Genomic DNA, 16810 nt, shown 5'->3' with positions numbered 1-16810 from the left:
GCAGGTAAGAACCAAGGGGCCGGGCCCGTGCATCGGCACGGGGCGGTGAAACACCCCACTATGATGCCTCGGTTCGCCGAACGTTCACGGCAGGACTGACCAGTGTGTCAGGACTGCCGTAGACCGGCCAGTGCATTTTTTGGAGTTGCCATGTCTTCCCTCACCCATTTCGACGCCCAGGGCCAGGCCCACATGGTCGACGTCGGCGCCAAGCCGGCAACCCACCGCATCGCGGTCGCCGAAGGCCGCATCACCATGCAGCCCGCCACCCTGGCCATCATCCAGAGCGGCACCGCCAAGAAGGGTGACGTACTGGGCATTGCGCGCATCGCCGGCATCATGGCCGCCAAGAAAACCAGTGACCTGATACCGCTGTGCCATCCGCTGGCGTTGACGCGGGTGGCTGTGGAGTTTGATCCGTTGCCCGAAACGTCGTCCGTCCGCTGTCTTGCCACCGTCGAGACCGTTGGTCCGACCGGGGTGGAGATGGAGGCGCTCACAGCCGTGCAGGCGGCCCTGCTCACGGTCTATGACATGTGCAAGGCGGTGGACAAGGGCATGGTGATGGAGGGAATCAGGGTGCTGGAGAAGCACGGAGGCAAGACGGGGAGCTTTGTGGCGCAGTAGCGTCTGTCGTGCGATTGCCGGTACCAGAGCAAGAAAGGCCGGTTCACAATAACTGCTGGAAGGTCGCGGGATGTCCGTGACAGAGAACGACAAGAAATCAGAGGGAAACACCATGCATGCTGGCAACCCGGGGGCCCTTACGCGCCTCAAGGAAAAAATCTCCCATGGCTCCGTGCGCGTGGGTATCTACGGTCTGGGCTATGTGGGCTTGCCTCTGGCCCTTCGCTTCGCCGAGGTCGGCATCAAGGTAGTGGGCTTTGATATTGACGAGGCCAAGGTCCGTACGCTGGGCGAAAGCGGCAGCTATATAGAGCGAATCACTCCCGAGCAGATCAGACGTGCGTTGGAACAGGGATTCGAGGCCACCACTGACTTTGCACGGACAGAAGCAATAGATGCCCTGATCATCTGCGTACCCACGCCCCTGAATATTCACCGCGAGCCCGACCTGAGCTTCATCATCAACACGGTGGAGGCGGCGCTGCCTCACATGCGCGAAGGTCAATTGCTGAGCCTGGAGAGCACAACCTGGCCCGGCACGACGGACGAAGTGCTGGCACCGCGCCTGCGCAGCCGTGGACTGGAGCCTGGCTCCAATTGCGCTCTGGTGTTCTCCCCGGAGCGCGAAGACCCTGGCAATCTGCATTACGGCACCAAGGACATCCCCAAGGTGATCGGAGGGTGCACTGCCAGCTGCCTGGAACTGGGCATGGCGCTGTACCAACATGCCATCCAGACCATGGTGCCCGTCAGCAGTACCAAGGCGGCTGAAATGACCAAGCTGCTGGAGAACATCCACCGCAGCGTCAACATCGGCTTGGTGAACGAGATGAAGATCGTGGCCGACAAGATGGGCATCAACATCCATGAAGTCATCGACGCTGCGGCGACCAAGCCCTTCGGCTTTGTTCCCTATCGACCCGGTCCCGGCCTCGGCGGCCACTGCATTCCCATCGACCCCTTCTACCTGACATGGAAGGCGCGTGAATATGGCGTAAATACGCGCTTCATCGAACTGGCTGGTGAAATCAACCACTATATGCCGCACTGGGTGGTGGGCAAGGTCGCCGATGCACTTAATGAGCGAGGCAAGGCCGTCAAAGGGAGCCGTATATTGGTGCTGGGGCTGGCCTACAAGAAGAATATTGACGATACGAGGGAATCGCCCGCTGTGGAGATCATGGACTTGCTGCAGGCCAAGGGCGCGAATGTTGAATACAGTGATCCGCACGTGCCGGTGTTTCCAATCAAGCGTAACTACTATTTTGATTTGCGTTCTATATCTTTGAATGAGGAATCCGTGGCGAGCTATGACTGTGTGTTGCTGGCCACAGATCATGATGGGTTTGACTACTCTCTTCTGGAGAGGAATGCGAAGATATTTGTGGATACACGTGGCCGCTTAAAAAGCAGCAGAAATATTATTCTTGCCTAGTGAAAAATGCATGATCATGGCGCCTCTCAGCAGCACCAAGGCAGCTGAAATGAATAAGCTGCCGGAGAGCATTCACCTCAGTGCCGCCATTGGACTGGTCCCACGAGATGAAGATCGCGGTTGACAAGACGTGCATCAATTTATTTTAAATGCGTACCGCTGGCGCTCGGAGCTGTGGATAGTTTCGAGAGTGTAGAGCGGTCTATCGATTATGATGAATTTTATTATTTATATAAAATCAAGGCGCAGATTTAAAATTATCTTATCTAATAGATAAATAAAAATTTTAGAAATAAAGTTGCGAAGACTTTAGGTGGTTTGTAAAAGCAATCTGAACATAAAAGACTTGCTGCGGGGGTCGCCAAGGGGTAAATATAGATGTCATCAGTGTCTTCTTCCAATCGTCGCCCACGCGTACTGGTCGTTACTCGCAATTTGCCCCCGCTGGTAGGCGGGATGGAACGGTTAAATTGGCATATGGCGGAGGAACTTTCGCGTCTTGCCGAAGTGCATATCATCGGGCCCGAAGGCTCTGCGGCTCAAGGTCCTAAGGGGGTTACGTTCACAGAAGTGGCATTGCATCCATTATGGAAGTTTTTGTTTTTATCTGCCACGAATGCAGTACGAATAGCCAAAGAATGGCGGCCCGACCTGGTTTTGGCGGGAAGTGGACTCACAGCACCTGCAGCGTATTTTGGGGCTAAAGTGGCCAAAGCCCGTTGTACAGCCTATGTTCATGGTCTAGATATTACGGTAAAGCATCCCATCTATCAATACGCTTGGCTTCCATTCATTAGGCGTATGGATACGATTATAGTCAATAGCTCTGTTACTCGAAGATTGGCAATTGCTGCAAATGTCACAGAGGATAGAATTCATACCGTATACCCTGGAGTTAGCTTACCTGCGCAACCTGTTTCTCTGGAAGCAAAGCAGCACTTCTTGGGGAAGTATGGGCTAGAAGGGAAAAGTTTGCTGATTTCTGTTGGGAGGCTCACGTCCCGGAAAGGATTGAGAGAGTTTGTTCAAAATTCTTTGCCTGGCATTGTGTATGCCCACCCTCATGCAGTTTTGGTGATTATTGGTGAATCGCCTTCAAATGCACTTGGCGCAGATTTGCAGTCGCCGCAGAGTATTATGGATACTGCGCGAGCAGGAAAAGTTGAAAAAAATATTCGATTATTAGGTTCGGTGAGTGAGGCGGAGTTAGCGACCGCATTTGAGTGTGCTTCATTACATATATTTCCGATAAGAAATATTCCAAATGATCCAGAGGGCTTTGGTATGGTGGCTATTGAGGCTGCAGCTCATGGGGTTCCGACAGTCGCATTCGCCAACGGAGGTGTGATAGATGCCGTTGCTGTAGGTCGGTCCGGTGAACTTTTGACGCCTGATGACTATGAAGGAATGGCAAGGACAGTATTGAATATATTGAGGCGATCCCCCGAAAATAAATCTTGGCGCGAGGGATGTATAAGCTTTGCGCGCCAATTTGAGTGGACAGAGTTTGGAGTAAAAATGAATGCCGCATTGAGAGTCGATGATTTATCAGTAAGTCTGAAAGATAAGAAAGCTATGGATAACATCTAATAGTATGTCATAGATGTGATGCCATGTTGCGAATAATGGTGGCTATTAATCCATTTTGGAAATTTCTGGATGTGATTCATGGGGTGACGTAACCTTCAGGGTATGTAAAGTGCTTGAAAATTTCACTGCATTTTCTGTTTATATCGATAACCTCCTAGAGTGTGGTTTTGACGACATGGAGCGTATTTCAGAATCATGAAGAAAGAGCCCGCTGTTTGGCTGCCTACCGTACGTGCAGGAACGGGTACTGATGTATTTACTGAAGTGCTTGCGAAAGGCCTGCGGGAAAATGGTTTGCGCGCGGAGATTACTTGGCTGCCACTGCGAGCAGAATATGCCCCTTGGTCTGTAAAGATTCCTCGACCGCCAGACTGGGCGAATATTGCTCATGTCAATACTTGGTTGCATCCTCGGTTTCTTCCGAAGCATCTTCCGGTGGTTGCGACATTGCATCATTCCATTCATCATCCTGATGCAGTCCGTTATAAAGGAAATCTGCGATCCTTTTATCATCGACATTGGATTGAGAAGATTGAAAGCGCTAACATGGGTGCTGCAAATCAAGTGGTGGCTGTCAGCAGATTTGCTGCGGATGCAGCAGTTGCTACGTTGCTGAAGTCTCCTATGCATGTCATTCACAACGGTGTAGACACGTCCCTGTTCATTCCAGGTGTGCAGCGAAGTGGATGCAGGCCCTTCAGGCTGCTGTACATTGGAAGTTGGAAATTGCTCAAGGGTGTGGATTTGCTGGAACCCATCATGAGAATTCTGGGTGAAGATTATGAATTAGCATTTACCGGCGGGCTTGCCTCGATGTCCGAAAAGAGGCAACTATGTCCCAATATGCACGATATAGGTCGTCTCCACGATGCTAAGGAGGTCGTATTGGCTATGCAGCAGGCTGATGCCTTGCTGTTTCCTTCCCGAAGTGAGGGACTGCCTTTGTCTGTATTGGAGGCTATGGCCTGTGGATTGCCAGTAGTAGCGGCGTGTGGCTCATCGCTAAAAGAGTTGGTGAAACATGAGGAAACAGGTCTGCTCGCTGCCATGGACGATATCCAAGGATTTGTTGATAGTATCCGTAAAATTGCCTCGCAATCAGAAATGTATTCCAGATTCTCTGTAAACTCGAGAAAAGTCGCGGTTGAAAAATTTTCTGTTCAGAAGATGCTTAATAAATACATTGCTCTATACAGAGAGGTTTTGAAATAAAAGGTGGTGTTAAATGAAGGCAGTAATTTTGGCTGGAGGGCTGGGTACCCGCATAAGCGAAGAAACAGGTGTTCGTCCAAAACCCATGATTGAGATTGGAGGTCGGCCGGTTCTTTGGCACATCATGAAAATATATGCCTCACATGGCATCAATGATTTCGTGATTTGTTGTGGATATAAGGGATACTTGATCAAGGAGTATTTTGCCAACTATTTTCTTCACATGTCGGATGTGACGTTCGACATGGAGTACAACCGAATGGAAGTGCATTCACGACACGCCGAGCCGTGGCGCGTTACGTTGGTGGATACAGGAGAACATACCCAGACTGGTGGGCGCCTCAAGCGCGTCGCGTCTTATCTGCAGGGGGAGCGGTTTTGCTTTACTTATGGAGATGGTGTTGCCAACGTCGACATCAGAGCGCAAATCACCTTCCATGACAGCAGCCGCACGTTGGCCACGGTCTGTGCCGTTCAGCCGCCCGGCCGCTTTGGAGCGCTGGATCTGGATGGGCAGCGTATCACCAGCTTCACGGAGAAGCCGCAAGGCGATGGCACATGGGTCAATGGCGGCTTCTTTGTACTGGAGCCCCAGGTACTTGACTACATTGCCGGCGATGATGACATCTGGGAACGAGGGCCACTGGAGCGCCTCGCCCAGGAAGGCCAGCTATCGGCTTACCGTCATGCCGGTTTCTGGCAGCCGATGGACACGCTGCGTGACAAGATCAAGCTGGAGCAACTTTGGGAAACGGGAGCACCCCCATGGAAAACTTGGCGATGATCCCGTGCGTCGATTTCTGGCGTGGCAAGCGTGTGCTGCTGACGGGTCATACCGGCTTCAAAGGAGCGTGGCTGGCATTGTGGCTGCAGCGTCTGGGTGCCCATGTCACAGGCGTATCGCTGCCTGCTGCAACAACCCCTGCGCTCTACAACCTGGCAGGGGTGGAGCAAGGCATGGCAGAGAGCCATTTATGCGACATCCGCGATGCCCAGGCCTTGGCCGATGTCGTACGCGGTGCCCGGCCTGAAATTGTGCTCCATCTGGCCGCCCAGGCCTTGGTTCGGCCTGGTTACGTTGCACCCGTGGATACATTCGCTACCAATGTCATGGGCTCCGTTCATTTACTTGAAGCCGTGCGAACCTCAGGCGGCGTGCGCGTTGTTGTAGTGGTGACGACGGACAAGGTATACCGTAACCGGGAATGGGCCTATCCCTATCGTGAAGAGGACGCATTGGGTGGTCATGATCCGTACAGTGCAAGCAAAGCGGCTGCAGAATTGGTGGTTGCCAGTTATCGACAGGCTTTTCTGTCGGATCTGGGGATTGCCGTTGCCACCGCTCGTGCGGGCAACGTGATTGGTGGGGGGGATTGGGCAGCAGACCGATTATTGCCCGACGCTGTACGTGCCTGGGAGGCGGGGCAGCCATTGATGATCCGACGGCCCCGGGCCACGCGACCATGGCAGCATGTACTCGAGCCTTTGGCCGCCTATCTTTGCCTGGCCCAGGTCCTATGGCGCGATGGCGCCCTCGCCGGAGCCTACAATTTCGGCCCTTCACCTCAGGATGCAGCCTCTGTCCGGGCGGTCGTGGAGATTGCCCGTAGTACCTATCCATCAGCTGCCGTCTCTTATGGGGACGAGACCTCGGGGCCCCATGAAGCGGGTCTTCTGGCATTGGAGACGGCGCTTGCGCGTGAGTGTCTCGGTATTGTGCCTCGGTGGCAGCTGAAGGCTTCCATACTGCGTACCATGTGCTGGTACAAGGCGTTGAGTACGGGAGCATGTGCGCGCGCATTATGCGATGCAGATCTCGAAGCATTCATGGCCACAGATGCCATTTCTTACCCATGACCGCCTCGCGCTTTGTTGTATCGGCTACGCCTCTTTCGGGAGTAATGCGCATCCAGCGTGAGCGTCGTGGAGATGAACGCGGATTTCTGACGCGCATGTTTTGCGGACAGGAGCTCGCCCATGCAGGCTGGACCTGGCCGATCGCTCAGATCACTCATACCCAAACTGAGAACGTTGGAACGTTGCGCGGAATGCACTGGCAGTGCGCTCCCATGGTGGAGGCCAAACTGGTGAACTGCTTGCGCGGGGCTGTGTGGGATGTGGTGGTGGACTTGCGCTGCGGTTCACCCACGTTCCTGAAGTGGCATGCAGAGTGTCTTTCCGCCGCTAATCAAGTGTCTTTGTTAATCCCCCCCGGATTTGCACATGGCTTTCAGGCGCTGGAGCAAGGCAGTGAGCTGGTCTATCTGCACTCTGTCCCACATTCTCCTGAACACGAGGCTGGGGCCGATGCCCTGGACCCGCGCCTGTCGATTGCTTGGCCGTTGCCCGTACGGGAGCGTTCGGCCCGAGATGCCAGCCACCCGCCTCTTGGCGCAGATTTTGAAGGAATTGCATTGTGAGCATGCGCTGCCGTCATTGTGACGCATTGGTTTCCCTTCCTCTGGCTGACCTGGGGACCTCACCTCCTTCCAATGCCTACCTGAGCACTGCGGCTTTGCATGAGCCTGAGCGGTGGTATCCGCTGCGTGTTCTCGTGTGCGAACGCTGCTGGCTTGTGCAGACTGAAGATTTTGCGCAGGCCCATGAACTGTTTGATGCGAACTATGCTTACTTCAGTTCTTTTTCCAGCAGTTGGCTCGACCACGCGCGCCGGTATGCGAATACCATGCGCGATCGTTTCGGCCTTGAAAAAACCAGCCACGTGGTGGAGATTGCATCCAACGACGGCTATCTGCTCCAGTATGTGGCAGAACTAGGGATTCCCTGTCTTGGGGTAGAGCCCACTGCGAGCACGGCAGCCGCAGCCCGAGACAAGGGCCTGCAGGTCGTGGAAAGTTTTTTTGGCCGTGAATTGGCTCTAGAGTTGCATGGGCAAGGCCATGCAGCTGATCTTATGGTCGCCAACAATGTACTGGCGCATGTGCCCGACATTAATGATTTCGTTGCCGGCTTCTCTATATTGCTCAAACCGGCAGGTGTCGCAACTTTTGAATTTCCACACGTGCTGCAGCTCGTCCAACAAGCTCAGTTCGATACACTGTATCACGAGCATTTTTCCTATCTTTCGCTCACTGCAGTGCAGCGCATTTTTGTGGAAAATGGCCTGCAGATATTTGACGTGCAGGAGCTATTTACCCATGGCGGCAGTCTTCGTATTTTCGCGCAGAGAAGTGATTCTCCCACTCCATTCAAAACGGAAGCTGCAGTCTCTTTTGTGCAAGAACGAGAAGATCTGGCAGGTATACGTAGCTCGGATTTTTATAGAAATTTCCAGGCCCAAGCTCTTCGTATAAAAGATGAATTGCTTACATTCTTGTTGCAAGCAAAATTCAATGGTCAGAAGGTGGTTGCATATGGAGCTGCGGCAAAGGGTAATACCTTGCTGAATTTTGCAGGTGTGCGCGCAGATATGTTGGCCTATGTAGTCGATAAGAATCCATCAAAGCAAGGTTTCTATATGCCTGGCAGTCGAATTCCTATTGTGGATGAGTCGCGATTGCGAGAGGATCGCCCAGATATAGTGATCATTCTGCCTTGGAATTTGAAAGATGAAATATTGACTCAGCTTGACTATGTACGGGAATGGGGTGGTCGCTTTGCTGTTGCTGTGCCTGCTTTGAAAATCCTCGAAAACATGCCGATATGAGAGTTCTGATAACTGGAGCCAGCGGATTTATTGGCCGGCATGTTTTGCGTGAGCTGCAGCATCGTGGGATAGATACGATTGCTGTGGGGCGCACCTGTCCTGACGGCGCTGATTGCTTCCATCATGTAGATCTGTTGGCAGAAAATGACTGGAAGAAAATATTCTCGGAAAATGAGATAACCCATTTCATTCATCTGGCTTGGTATGTCGAACATTCGAAATTCTGGACGTCGCCAGAAAACTGGAGATGGGTTGATGCTACTACCAAGATGGTAGAGGCATTTTGTGTTTCTGGGGGAAAAAAAATAATTTTTTCTGGCACATGTGCAGAGTATGACTGGAGTTCTGGTTATTGCAGGGAAGCTGCGACACCTCTTGAACCTTCAACCACCTATGGAGTGGCAAAAGATGTCACGAGGCGAATTGCCGAGAAGATATGCTTTGAATATGGGGTTTCATGTGTCTGGGGTCGCATATTTTATCCGTTTGGTATAGGCGAAAGTCCAGAGCGTCTTATTCCCTCGTTGATTGATGTGTTCCAAGGGCGGCGTGAGGCCTTTGAGATCAAAGCAAAAGCGTACAGGGATTTACTCCATGTCTCTGATGTTGCTAGTGCAATGGTCACGCTGCTTGGGCGGGATTTTTCAGGAGCATACAATATTTGTTCAGGAAGCCCTGTGGCGCTGGAAGATGTTGTGGTCGAGTTGGCAAAAATACTCAATGCGAATCCGGATTGCATGCTCGATTTGCAGGAAAAAGATCTGCCAACGGTTGACTTGCTCATTGGCTGCAATAGGCGTTTGTTGGCGACCGGTTGGCATCCCGCGGTTGATTTGCAGCAGGGCCTGAGAGACATATGCAAAGAAAGGCAAGGCGAAAATGAATAAGGGATGCATGTTGTGTGGAAGCAGTGAGGTGATCGAATTTCTGAAAAGAACAGACGTTCCCGTGCATCAAAACATCATCTTTCCATCGAGTGAATCCGCACGCATGGGTGCTCGAGGAGATTTAGACATGTGCGTTTGCGCGTCCTGTGGCTTTGTTTTCAACCGAAGCTTTGATGAAAAATTGCTGAGTTATGGGCCAAGCTACGATAATAATCAAACATGCTCCGAGCATTTTAATTCGTACTTGGATGAAATTGTCGAAAAGTTGGTCAACGAGAATGATGTTAGAGATTCGGTTATTGTTGAAGTGGGCTGTGGTCGAGGGCAATTTCTTAAAAAGCTGATCGACTATCCTGGTGCCAATAACAAAGGCTATGGATTTGACCCAAGTTATGTGGGTCCTGATACTGACTTAGATGGCCGAATACGGTTCCGCAAATGCTTCTATGACGAAAATTGCACGGACGTGGCTGCCGACGTCATCATATGCAGACACGTGATTGAACATGTGCGAAATCCGGTCGAATTGCTGCAATCTGTGGGGAAGGCTCTTGCAGGCTCACCGAGAGCAAAAATCTTCTTCGAAACGCCATGCGTCGAGTGGATTCTTGAAAATGGAGTGCTTTGGGACTTTTTTTATGAACATTGTTCCTTGTTCACCGCAAAGTCACTGATGACGGCTTTCCAACGTGTGGGATTTCATGTCGAAAGCGTTGGTAAGGTGTTCGGTGGGCAATATCTTTGGATTGAAGGTGCTGTCACAGGAGCATCGATGCCGATGGTATATTCCTCTGAGAGGATAGTGGACCTTGCAAGGAAATTTTCACTTCAGGAGAAGAATTCGATTCTGGATTTCCAGGAGAAAATAACGCGAATGAAAAGCTCTGGACCCATAGCGCTATGGGGAGCGGGTGCCAAGGGCGTTACGTTGGCTAATTTAATTGACCCTCAAAAGAAACTGATTGACTGTATCGTTGATTTGAATCCTGCTAAACAGGGTTTTTTTATTTCAGGGACAGGGCATCCCGTTGTAGGTCCTAAAAGGCTCAAGGACCGCCATGTTGCTTATGCCGTGGTGATGAATCCAAACTATATGGATGAGAATAAGAGAATTCTGACAGATGAGTGTATAGATACCAAACTGGTGTTCTTGTAAAATCTGTATTTCTGGAAAATTTTTACTTTAGAGGCGAGTGATGATGAATTCGAATGAGAAAGATATGCAGGATCTCTCTAGAGAATGGATGCATAAAAGCATTGAAGATAGATACTCCTACAATTTTTCCTGGATGGGACGACCAATTATTCAATACCCCCAGGATATGCTTGCCATGCAAGAAATAATTTGGAGCGTGAAACCTGATTTGATTATAGAAACGGGAATAGCGCATGGAGGGTCACTGATATACTATGCTTCGCTGTGTGAACTGGTAGGGCATGGCGAGGTTCTGGGGATAGATATAGATATACGTCCTCACAACAGGGTTGAGATAGAAAATCACAGTATGTTCAAGCGTATTCGGATGATAGAGGGGTCCAGCATTGACCAGCATATCGTCGATCAAGTGCGCGAGCTGGCTAAGGATAAGCGCGTTATCGTAGTGTTAGACTCCAATCATACTCACGCTCATGTGTTGGCTGAGTTACGTGCATATGCGCTACTAGTCAGTGTGGGGGGGTATTGCGTCGTTTTTGACACCGTTGTGGAAGATTTGCAACCCGGTTCCTTTCCGGATAGACCCTGGGACGTAGGAGACAATCCCAAGACTGCTGTTCAAGAATTTCTGAAGGAAAATGATAATTTCGAGATTGACCGTGATATCGAGTCCAAGATTCGGATCACGGTTGCTCCGGATGGATATTTGCGCAGAACGAAATAATATTCAAATCGAATCCGGTGACGAAACTTCATCACAATATCATTGCAAATCTGGTCGGGCAGGTCTGGACAGCGCTTCTTGGTGTCCTTTTCATGCCAGTCTATTTGAGAGTGATGGGTGGAGAAGCATATGGCCTTGTGGGTGTATACATCAGTCTTCAGGCGCTTTGGTATACCTTGGATGCAGGTATGGCCACCACCTTGAATCGTGAGTTGGCGCGGCATGATCCAGTTGAAATGTCCGCACAATCTGCACGCGATACGGTTCGCACATTGGAGTGCCTGTTTCTTCCGTTGTGCGTGCTGACCTTGATGGCGGCGCCACTCATCGGTCATCTGATTTCCACATATTGGCTCAAGCCTGTAAATATGAGCCAAAGCGAAGTATCTTATGCTATTTCGATATTGGCATTGGCCATTGCTCTGCAATGGCCTTCTTCATTTTATGCAGGAGGCTTAGCGGGGCTTGAACGCCAAATATCACAGAATATTATACAGATAGTCTTTAGTTCGCTGCGTTGGATAGTCGTGATACCTTTGTTGATATTCACGGATTCAAGCATAGAAACTTTTGCATGGTGGCAAGTACTCATTGCCGCTCTTCAAACGTTAGCCGCGCGAGCCATATTTTTTTATAAACTGCCGATCCCTGTTCGGCATGCGCGATTTCAACGTGACATTGCTTTCAGTATAAGGCACTTTGCACTGGGTATACTCGGAATTGCATGCGTGTCGTTTGTTTTGGCCCAGACTGATCGCATTGTACTGGCGCGTATTCTACCATTGGATGCATTTGGGCACTACTTTCTGGTAGCAACGGCTGCTGGAGCATTGTCGCGTGTGTTCACGCCCTTCTTCTCCGCACTTTATCCTCGCTACAGCCGCCTTGTGGCACAAGGAAATATTGAGGATTTAATAGGCCTATACCATAGAAGCAATAGAGTTCTGGCGGTGAGTGTTTCCGCTTTGGCTGCCATCATGGTTCTCTACGCGGAAGGCATATTGAAGCTTTGGACGGGGGACGGATTTTTTGCAGCAAGCAATGCACAAGTCTTTGTACTTTTAGTGATCGGCTCCGCCTTGAATGGGATCATGAATCTCCCATATGCTATACAGCTGGCTTATGGATGCACCAGACTATCGCTATTGCTCAATGTGTTTTCGATTATTTGGCTGGTACCAATGATCTGGTACTTGGCGGATAGATATGGCGCGCTGGGTGCGGCATGTGCGTGGCCTCTGCTGAACTTGACCTATGTCAGCCTGGGTATTTTTCTGATGCATAGGAAAATACTGAAAGGAGAGATGATGAAATGGTATGTTGCGGATATCATTTTGCCAAGTATATTTTCAGTGGTAGTTGTATGCTCCATTGGGATGATATTTCCATTACTTGCGCAATTAGTGGGCGATCCGGTTGCATTGCCGGCAATTATTTTTGTCAGCCTGCTCTCTGTAGGAGGTCTCTATTTTTTATGGCTTAAGTGGTCGACAAATAGTTGACTCATAATTTATCCAGGAGATGGCCAAAATCATCCTGCAGATGACGCCTTGAATTGATCAGTCGTTTTTCGAGATTTCGGTAGATGAACGAAAATATTTTGTGTGCAAAATTGGAATGCTCGCAGATGATTGTCGCTGCACTGAGCATGGACGAGGTAAGGAGCTTTCCACAATCCTCCTTGAGTGCCGTGGATGCATCTTTCGCAAAATCATACCGTCTATGTACAATTGCATTGACTCCTCGGCGGAAAAGCATTCTTTCACCGCTATGCCTGAGCATTCTTGATAGGTTATCGTGGTGTATTTTAGATGTTTCGGAATAACATTCCAGTTTTTTGAACATTTTTTTCCACCCAGGCCAAAATGAGGAAAGTGGCTGAGAGCCACTATATGTATCTTGAGATATGAAGAAAGCGGCGCTAGGATGCTTCCTTAGGATCAGTGGGTATCGAAGGGAAATCCTTAATAAAAACTCATAGTCCATTACGCCCAGCATGCTCGTATCTATGAATCCTGTGTCATCCAGGATTTCTCGGCGAAAAACAATGCTTGTCCATACAGGAAGTAATCCGCCAGCAATGCAATAGGCAGCCTCTGGGGGTGTATAAATGCCTTCTTTGGGCCAGCGTTGAACCCTGGCATCAATGATGTTTTTCGATTCATCAAAGTGCAATCCCAAACCCACCCAAAACATCGCCTCTGGATGATCGTTCAAGTCATCTATGGCTCGCCGGTAGAAGTCCGGTAGAAGATAGTCGTCATCAGAAAGAATGGAGAAGAATGGAGTATCGACTGTGCCGACTCCATGGATGAAATTTCCCAGGGCTCCTATATTCTCGGGGTGGCAATGATAAATTATTTGAGAATATGTCTTTTGAAGTTCATTCACTACATCCTCTGTTTCATCCAAGGAGTGATTGTCGAAGACAGCTACCTTGGTAGAGATGCCCAGTTGCTGGGCCGCACTGACGATGGCGCGTTTGAGCTTACTTGGTCTTTTATAGGTGGGTATGACCGTGGTTATTTGCGGAATTGAGGGCTTGTTTTCCACGTAGGCTCCTGGACTCTGACAGTCATGCGGTATTGTGGTCACTTGCCGTCTTTGTACATGAGAGCGGTGATTTGCTCCGAGATGAGGCCGAGCAGAAATATCAGTACACTTCCAGAATAGAGCAGTGCACTCATATTGGTGAATCGATTGCCACTCAAGTAAGTGTATAGATACCAGCCAGATGCCAAAATAAACATGATTGACGCGATTGGGGCAAATATTTTAAGAGGTGAAAATAACGTTCCTATCTTGAAAATAATCAAGAGAAATCTGGTTCCATCCTTCAGTAAGTGAATATGACTTTTACCTATACGCTGTGATGCATGTATCGGCAAATAGGCTACAGAATAGCCTGCCCGGAAGAATGCCATTGTGGATGTTGTGGGATATGAGAAGCCGTTGGGTAGGAGATACAGGAATTCGCGGAACTTGGCGGTCCTTACTGCACGAAATCCGGATGTCAGGTCGGCGATTGGATGCCCCGTCATCCAGCTTGCAAGACGGTTGTAAAAACCATTTGCAAGTCCTCGCCCAACGCTTGCCTGAGAGCCTTTTTGACGAGCGCCAACCACCATGTCATGGCCTTGGTGTATTTTTTCAAGCAAACGCGGAATATCCGCTGGATCGTGCTGTCCATCGGCGTCCATGAATACAATGATTTCTCCTGCTGCCGCACGAGCTCCAGTTTTGATTGCAGCGCCGTTACCCTTGCTGTATGGATGCCGGACTACCTGCGCCCCTGCAGATATGGCTGTTTGTGCCGTTCCATCCGAAGAGCCATCGTCCACGACCAGAATCTGGATTTCTGGAAACTGCTGCCTTATCTTGGTCACAGTCTGACCGACTGCATCCACTTCATTCTTGGCAGGAAGAACAATGCTGACCTGAGCCAGATAAGTCTTAGATACAGGGTTTGTCATTGTGCTTTCTCTTCGGAGGTGGATTGTTTCAACAGTAGATTTTCCCGTTCGATTGCGGAAGTGTATCGCCCGAAACCATCCATTCTCTTGGCGACTTCGAGTTGTAGTCTGGACCCCTGAAAATCTCCTCTATTGCGTAGCACCTGGGCATAAACAATACGTGTGCTGGGCACATCTGAGTGGTTCAGGGCTTCTTCGACCATGGTTTGAGCCAATGTCCAGTCATTGGCGCGGGCAATGGCATACTCTGCCGCCATCTTGAGGACTTCACCCTTGGCGGAGGGGGACATGGATGGGTTCTCAATAGGGGCCGTGATCAGTGCGAGGGCATCCATGTCCTGGAGGCTGCACGGACCGCTCAGCTGGCAGTGGGAGAGCGCTGCAATATGTGCCGGAATAGCAGCTTCTGCGGGATTGTTTTTCAGCCGAAAAATCAGTGAGTCTACGATGTCCTGTACATCGGCGTGTGCATCTTCTTCTTTAGCCAAGGCAAATTTCGCCGCAAGCAGACCGAAATACGAAGACACAGAGTCGCTGCGAGAGGCAGCAGCCGCTTCAAAAGCGGATTTGGCTTGTGCCAGCAAAGACCGCTTGTCTGTTGCTTGGTCGGCGGCGAATATTAATTCACTGCCTAATTGGTAGTTGGCTCGCATGGATAATGGATGCCTTGATGCTTCCATGGTGGCCAACACCAGAGGCGATGACCATTCCAGTGCGCGAATTGCAGTTGACGATCCTAGAAGGATAATGAGGGTAGGTGCGATGATCCATATTTTATTACCCGCCTTGACAAAAAATGGAATCGAGAAATATGCGAAGGCGATGCAGAATCCTGCGGTCGCGAAATAGTTTCTGTGCTCATGCACAAGTTCCAGCGGAAAAATGCTGGATTCCAGGCTATGGCTGATCAAAAACCAGAGCCAAGAGAATAGAAGGATGGGGTAATTTTTTCGTAACTTAAATAGACTCAAACTTACGATCGATACAAAGCTTATCGCCAATGCTGTCGTCAGCGGTTGCCAGAATGAGCGGGATATCTCTATATCATCATGATACAGAGACATTTTTGAAATTTGGGGGATGAAAAATTCACTGAGATAAAAAACAAGTACTCTGCTCTGCGTCAAGAGACGATCGGGAGTAGAAAAATCTCGATATGGAATGCGCGTTGTATCCAGTATTCTTGGAGCGATCCAGATAATAATGCAAACGGCAACCAAGATAACTGCATAAATGGCCCAGTGCTGCAGAGATTGGCCGAACACTGTGATGCTTGAGCCACGATTTTTGAATTTAAAAAGGAAAAATTCACATAGAATGATCAACGGAATAAAAAGAAGCCCACTTTCCTTGCTCAGGCATGACAGGACAAGCAAAACCACGGCACTCGCATAGTGATGAATTCCTGATCTCGATGTATTTGAAACGTTGGGAGTGAAAGCGCTGCGAGAACGCGCCTCGATGTACCCTGCAACTGCCAGCAGGCCAAAAAGTGCTGCGAGACTCGTCATACGTTGCACCACATAGAGCACGCTGGTCAAATTGAGTGGATGCAGACCCCAGATGGACGCAGCCAGCCAGCCACCCCAAGCCCATGCCCTATGGCCAGGTTCAGAAGCTGATCCGGCGGTTTGCTGTAAATTCCAGGCTCGTAGAAACCGGGAGACCAAGATTCCGATGGCAATCGTGCAGGAAAGATGCACAAATATATTGGTCAACTTGAAATACCATGGATCAAGCCCGCTGAAGTAGATATTCAAGGCAAAGCTGAGAACGGGCACAGGTCGTCGTAGTGGGCCCGCATCTCCTGAAAATGCTGCGCGCCATAATTCTGCTGGTGAAAGATTCTTCAGCACCAGCTGGTCACTGTCTACTATGTTTGGAAAGTCATCAAATATGAATGACCCATCAAGCCCTTGGCTATAAGCGAAAAATATGGCAAATAATATTGCCATCCATGCTGCCAGCAAGCGCCCATTTATATCTTCTGGATTTCTCTTGTGATTCAGCAAGAATTTGTTGATTTCCATTATTAGTCA

15 protein-coding genes are annotated in these 16810 nt (G+C 49.9%); 12 read left to right on the top strand and 3 right to left on the bottom strand.

Features of this window, described 5'->3' with window-relative positions:
• Positions 1–150: 150 nt before the first annotated feature.
• From moaC to IB269_RS14410, 12 genes are all read left to right on the top strand, one after another.
• Positions 151–627, top strand: a complete 477-nt coding sequence (moaC, locus tag IB269_RS14465; protein WP_192367450.1) for a cyclic pyranopterin monophosphate synthase MoaC — start codon at positions 151–153, stop codon at positions 625–627.
• Positions 628–703: 76 nt separating this feature from the next.
• Complete coding sequence (locus IB269_RS14460; protein WP_318652156.1) at positions 704–2062, top strand: nucleotide sugar dehydrogenase; 1359 nt, start codon at positions 704–706, stop codon at positions 2060–2062.
• Positions 2063–2440: 378 nt separating this feature from the next.
• Complete coding sequence (locus IB269_RS14455; RefSeq protein WP_192367448.1) at positions 2441–3652, top strand: glycosyltransferase family 4 protein; 1212 nt, start codon at positions 2441–2443, stop codon at positions 3650–3652.
• Between the two features lie 195 nt (positions 3653–3847).
• Positions 3848–4864, top strand: a complete 1017-nt coding sequence (locus IB269_RS14450; RefSeq protein WP_192367447.1) for a glycosyltransferase family 4 protein — start codon at positions 3848–3850, stop codon at positions 4862–4864.
• A gap of 13 nt (positions 4865–4877) precedes the next feature.
• Entirely contained in the window at positions 4878–5648 is a 771-nt protein-coding gene (gene rfbF / locus IB269_RS14445) for a glucose-1-phosphate cytidylyltransferase (protein ID WP_192367446.1), read from the top strand.
• Positions 5630–6721 carry a CDP-glucose 4,6-dehydratase gene (gene rfbG / locus IB269_RS14440; RefSeq protein WP_225614101.1) on the top strand — a complete coding sequence of 364 codons (1092 nt, stop codon included), beginning with the start codon at positions 5630–5632 and terminating at the stop codon, positions 6719–6721. Before rfbF ends, rfbG begins: the two co-directional genes overlap by 19 nt.
• Positions 6718–7284 carry a dTDP-4-dehydrorhamnose 3,5-epimerase family protein gene (locus IB269_RS14435; protein ID WP_192367445.1) on the top strand — a complete coding sequence of 189 codons (567 nt, stop codon included), beginning with the start codon at positions 6718–6720 and terminating at the stop codon, positions 7282–7284. The genes rfbG and IB269_RS14435 overlap by 4 nt, the downstream gene beginning before the upstream one ends.
• A gap of 2 nt (positions 7285–7286) precedes the next feature.
• Positions 7287–8531, top strand: coding sequence for a class I SAM-dependent methyltransferase (locus IB269_RS14430; RefSeq protein WP_192367545.1), 1245 nt, complete (start codon positions 7287–7289; stop codon positions 8529–8531).
• Positions 8528–9418, top strand: coding sequence for an NAD-dependent epimerase/dehydratase family protein (locus IB269_RS14425; protein ID WP_192367444.1), 891 nt, complete (start codon positions 8528–8530; stop codon positions 9416–9418). Before IB269_RS14430 ends, IB269_RS14425 begins: the two co-directional genes overlap by 4 nt.
• Positions 9419–9446: 28 nt before the next feature.
• The gene (locus IB269_RS14420) at positions 9447–10574 is read left to right on the top strand and encodes a class I SAM-dependent methyltransferase (protein WP_318652155.1); all 1128 of its coding nucleotides are present in this window, start codon (positions 9447–9449) and stop codon (positions 10572–10574) included.
• Between the two features lie 40 nt (positions 10575–10614).
• Complete coding sequence (locus tag IB269_RS14415) at positions 10615–11298, top strand: cephalosporin hydroxylase family protein (protein ID WP_192367442.1); 684 nt, start codon at positions 10615–10617, stop codon at positions 11296–11298.
• 17 nt (positions 11299–11315) lie between these two features.
• Positions 11316–12800, top strand: a complete 1485-nt coding sequence (locus IB269_RS14410) for a lipopolysaccharide biosynthesis protein (protein WP_192367441.1) — start codon at positions 11316–11318, stop codon at positions 12798–12800.
• A 1-nt stretch (position 12801) separates the two neighbouring features.
• Here IB269_RS14410 and IB269_RS14405 read toward each other — a convergent pair whose 3' ends face one another.
• Genes IB269_RS14405 through IB269_RS14395 form a run of 3 tightly spaced genes read right to left on the bottom strand, consistent with a single transcriptional unit; the run spans position 12802 to position 16801 of the window.
• Positions 12802–13851: a glycosyltransferase family 2 protein gene (locus IB269_RS14405; protein ID WP_192367440.1), complete on the bottom strand. Its 1050-nt coding sequence runs from the start codon at positions 13849–13851 to the stop codon at positions 12802–12804.
• A gap of 38 nt (positions 13852–13889) precedes the next feature.
• On the bottom strand, positions 13890–14771 hold the full coding sequence (locus IB269_RS14400) for a glycosyltransferase family 2 protein (protein ID WP_192367439.1): 882 nt from the start codon (positions 14769–14771) through the stop codon (positions 13890–13892).
• Positions 14768–16801 (bottom strand): hypothetical protein, encoded by a 2034-nt coding sequence (locus tag IB269_RS14395; RefSeq protein WP_192367438.1) that lies wholly within the window; start codon positions 16799–16801, stop codon positions 14768–14770. The genes IB269_RS14400 and IB269_RS14395 overlap by 4 nt, the downstream gene beginning before the upstream one ends.
• Positions 16802–16810 lie beyond the last annotated feature (9 nt).

It is taken from the genome of Delftia sp. DLF01 (genome assembly GCF_014852125.1).
Classification (GTDB): Bacteria; Pseudomonadota; Gammaproteobacteria; order Burkholderiales; family Burkholderiaceae_C; genus Comamonas; species Comamonas acidovorans.
This window is presented reverse-complemented; position numbering and strand designations above follow the sequence as displayed.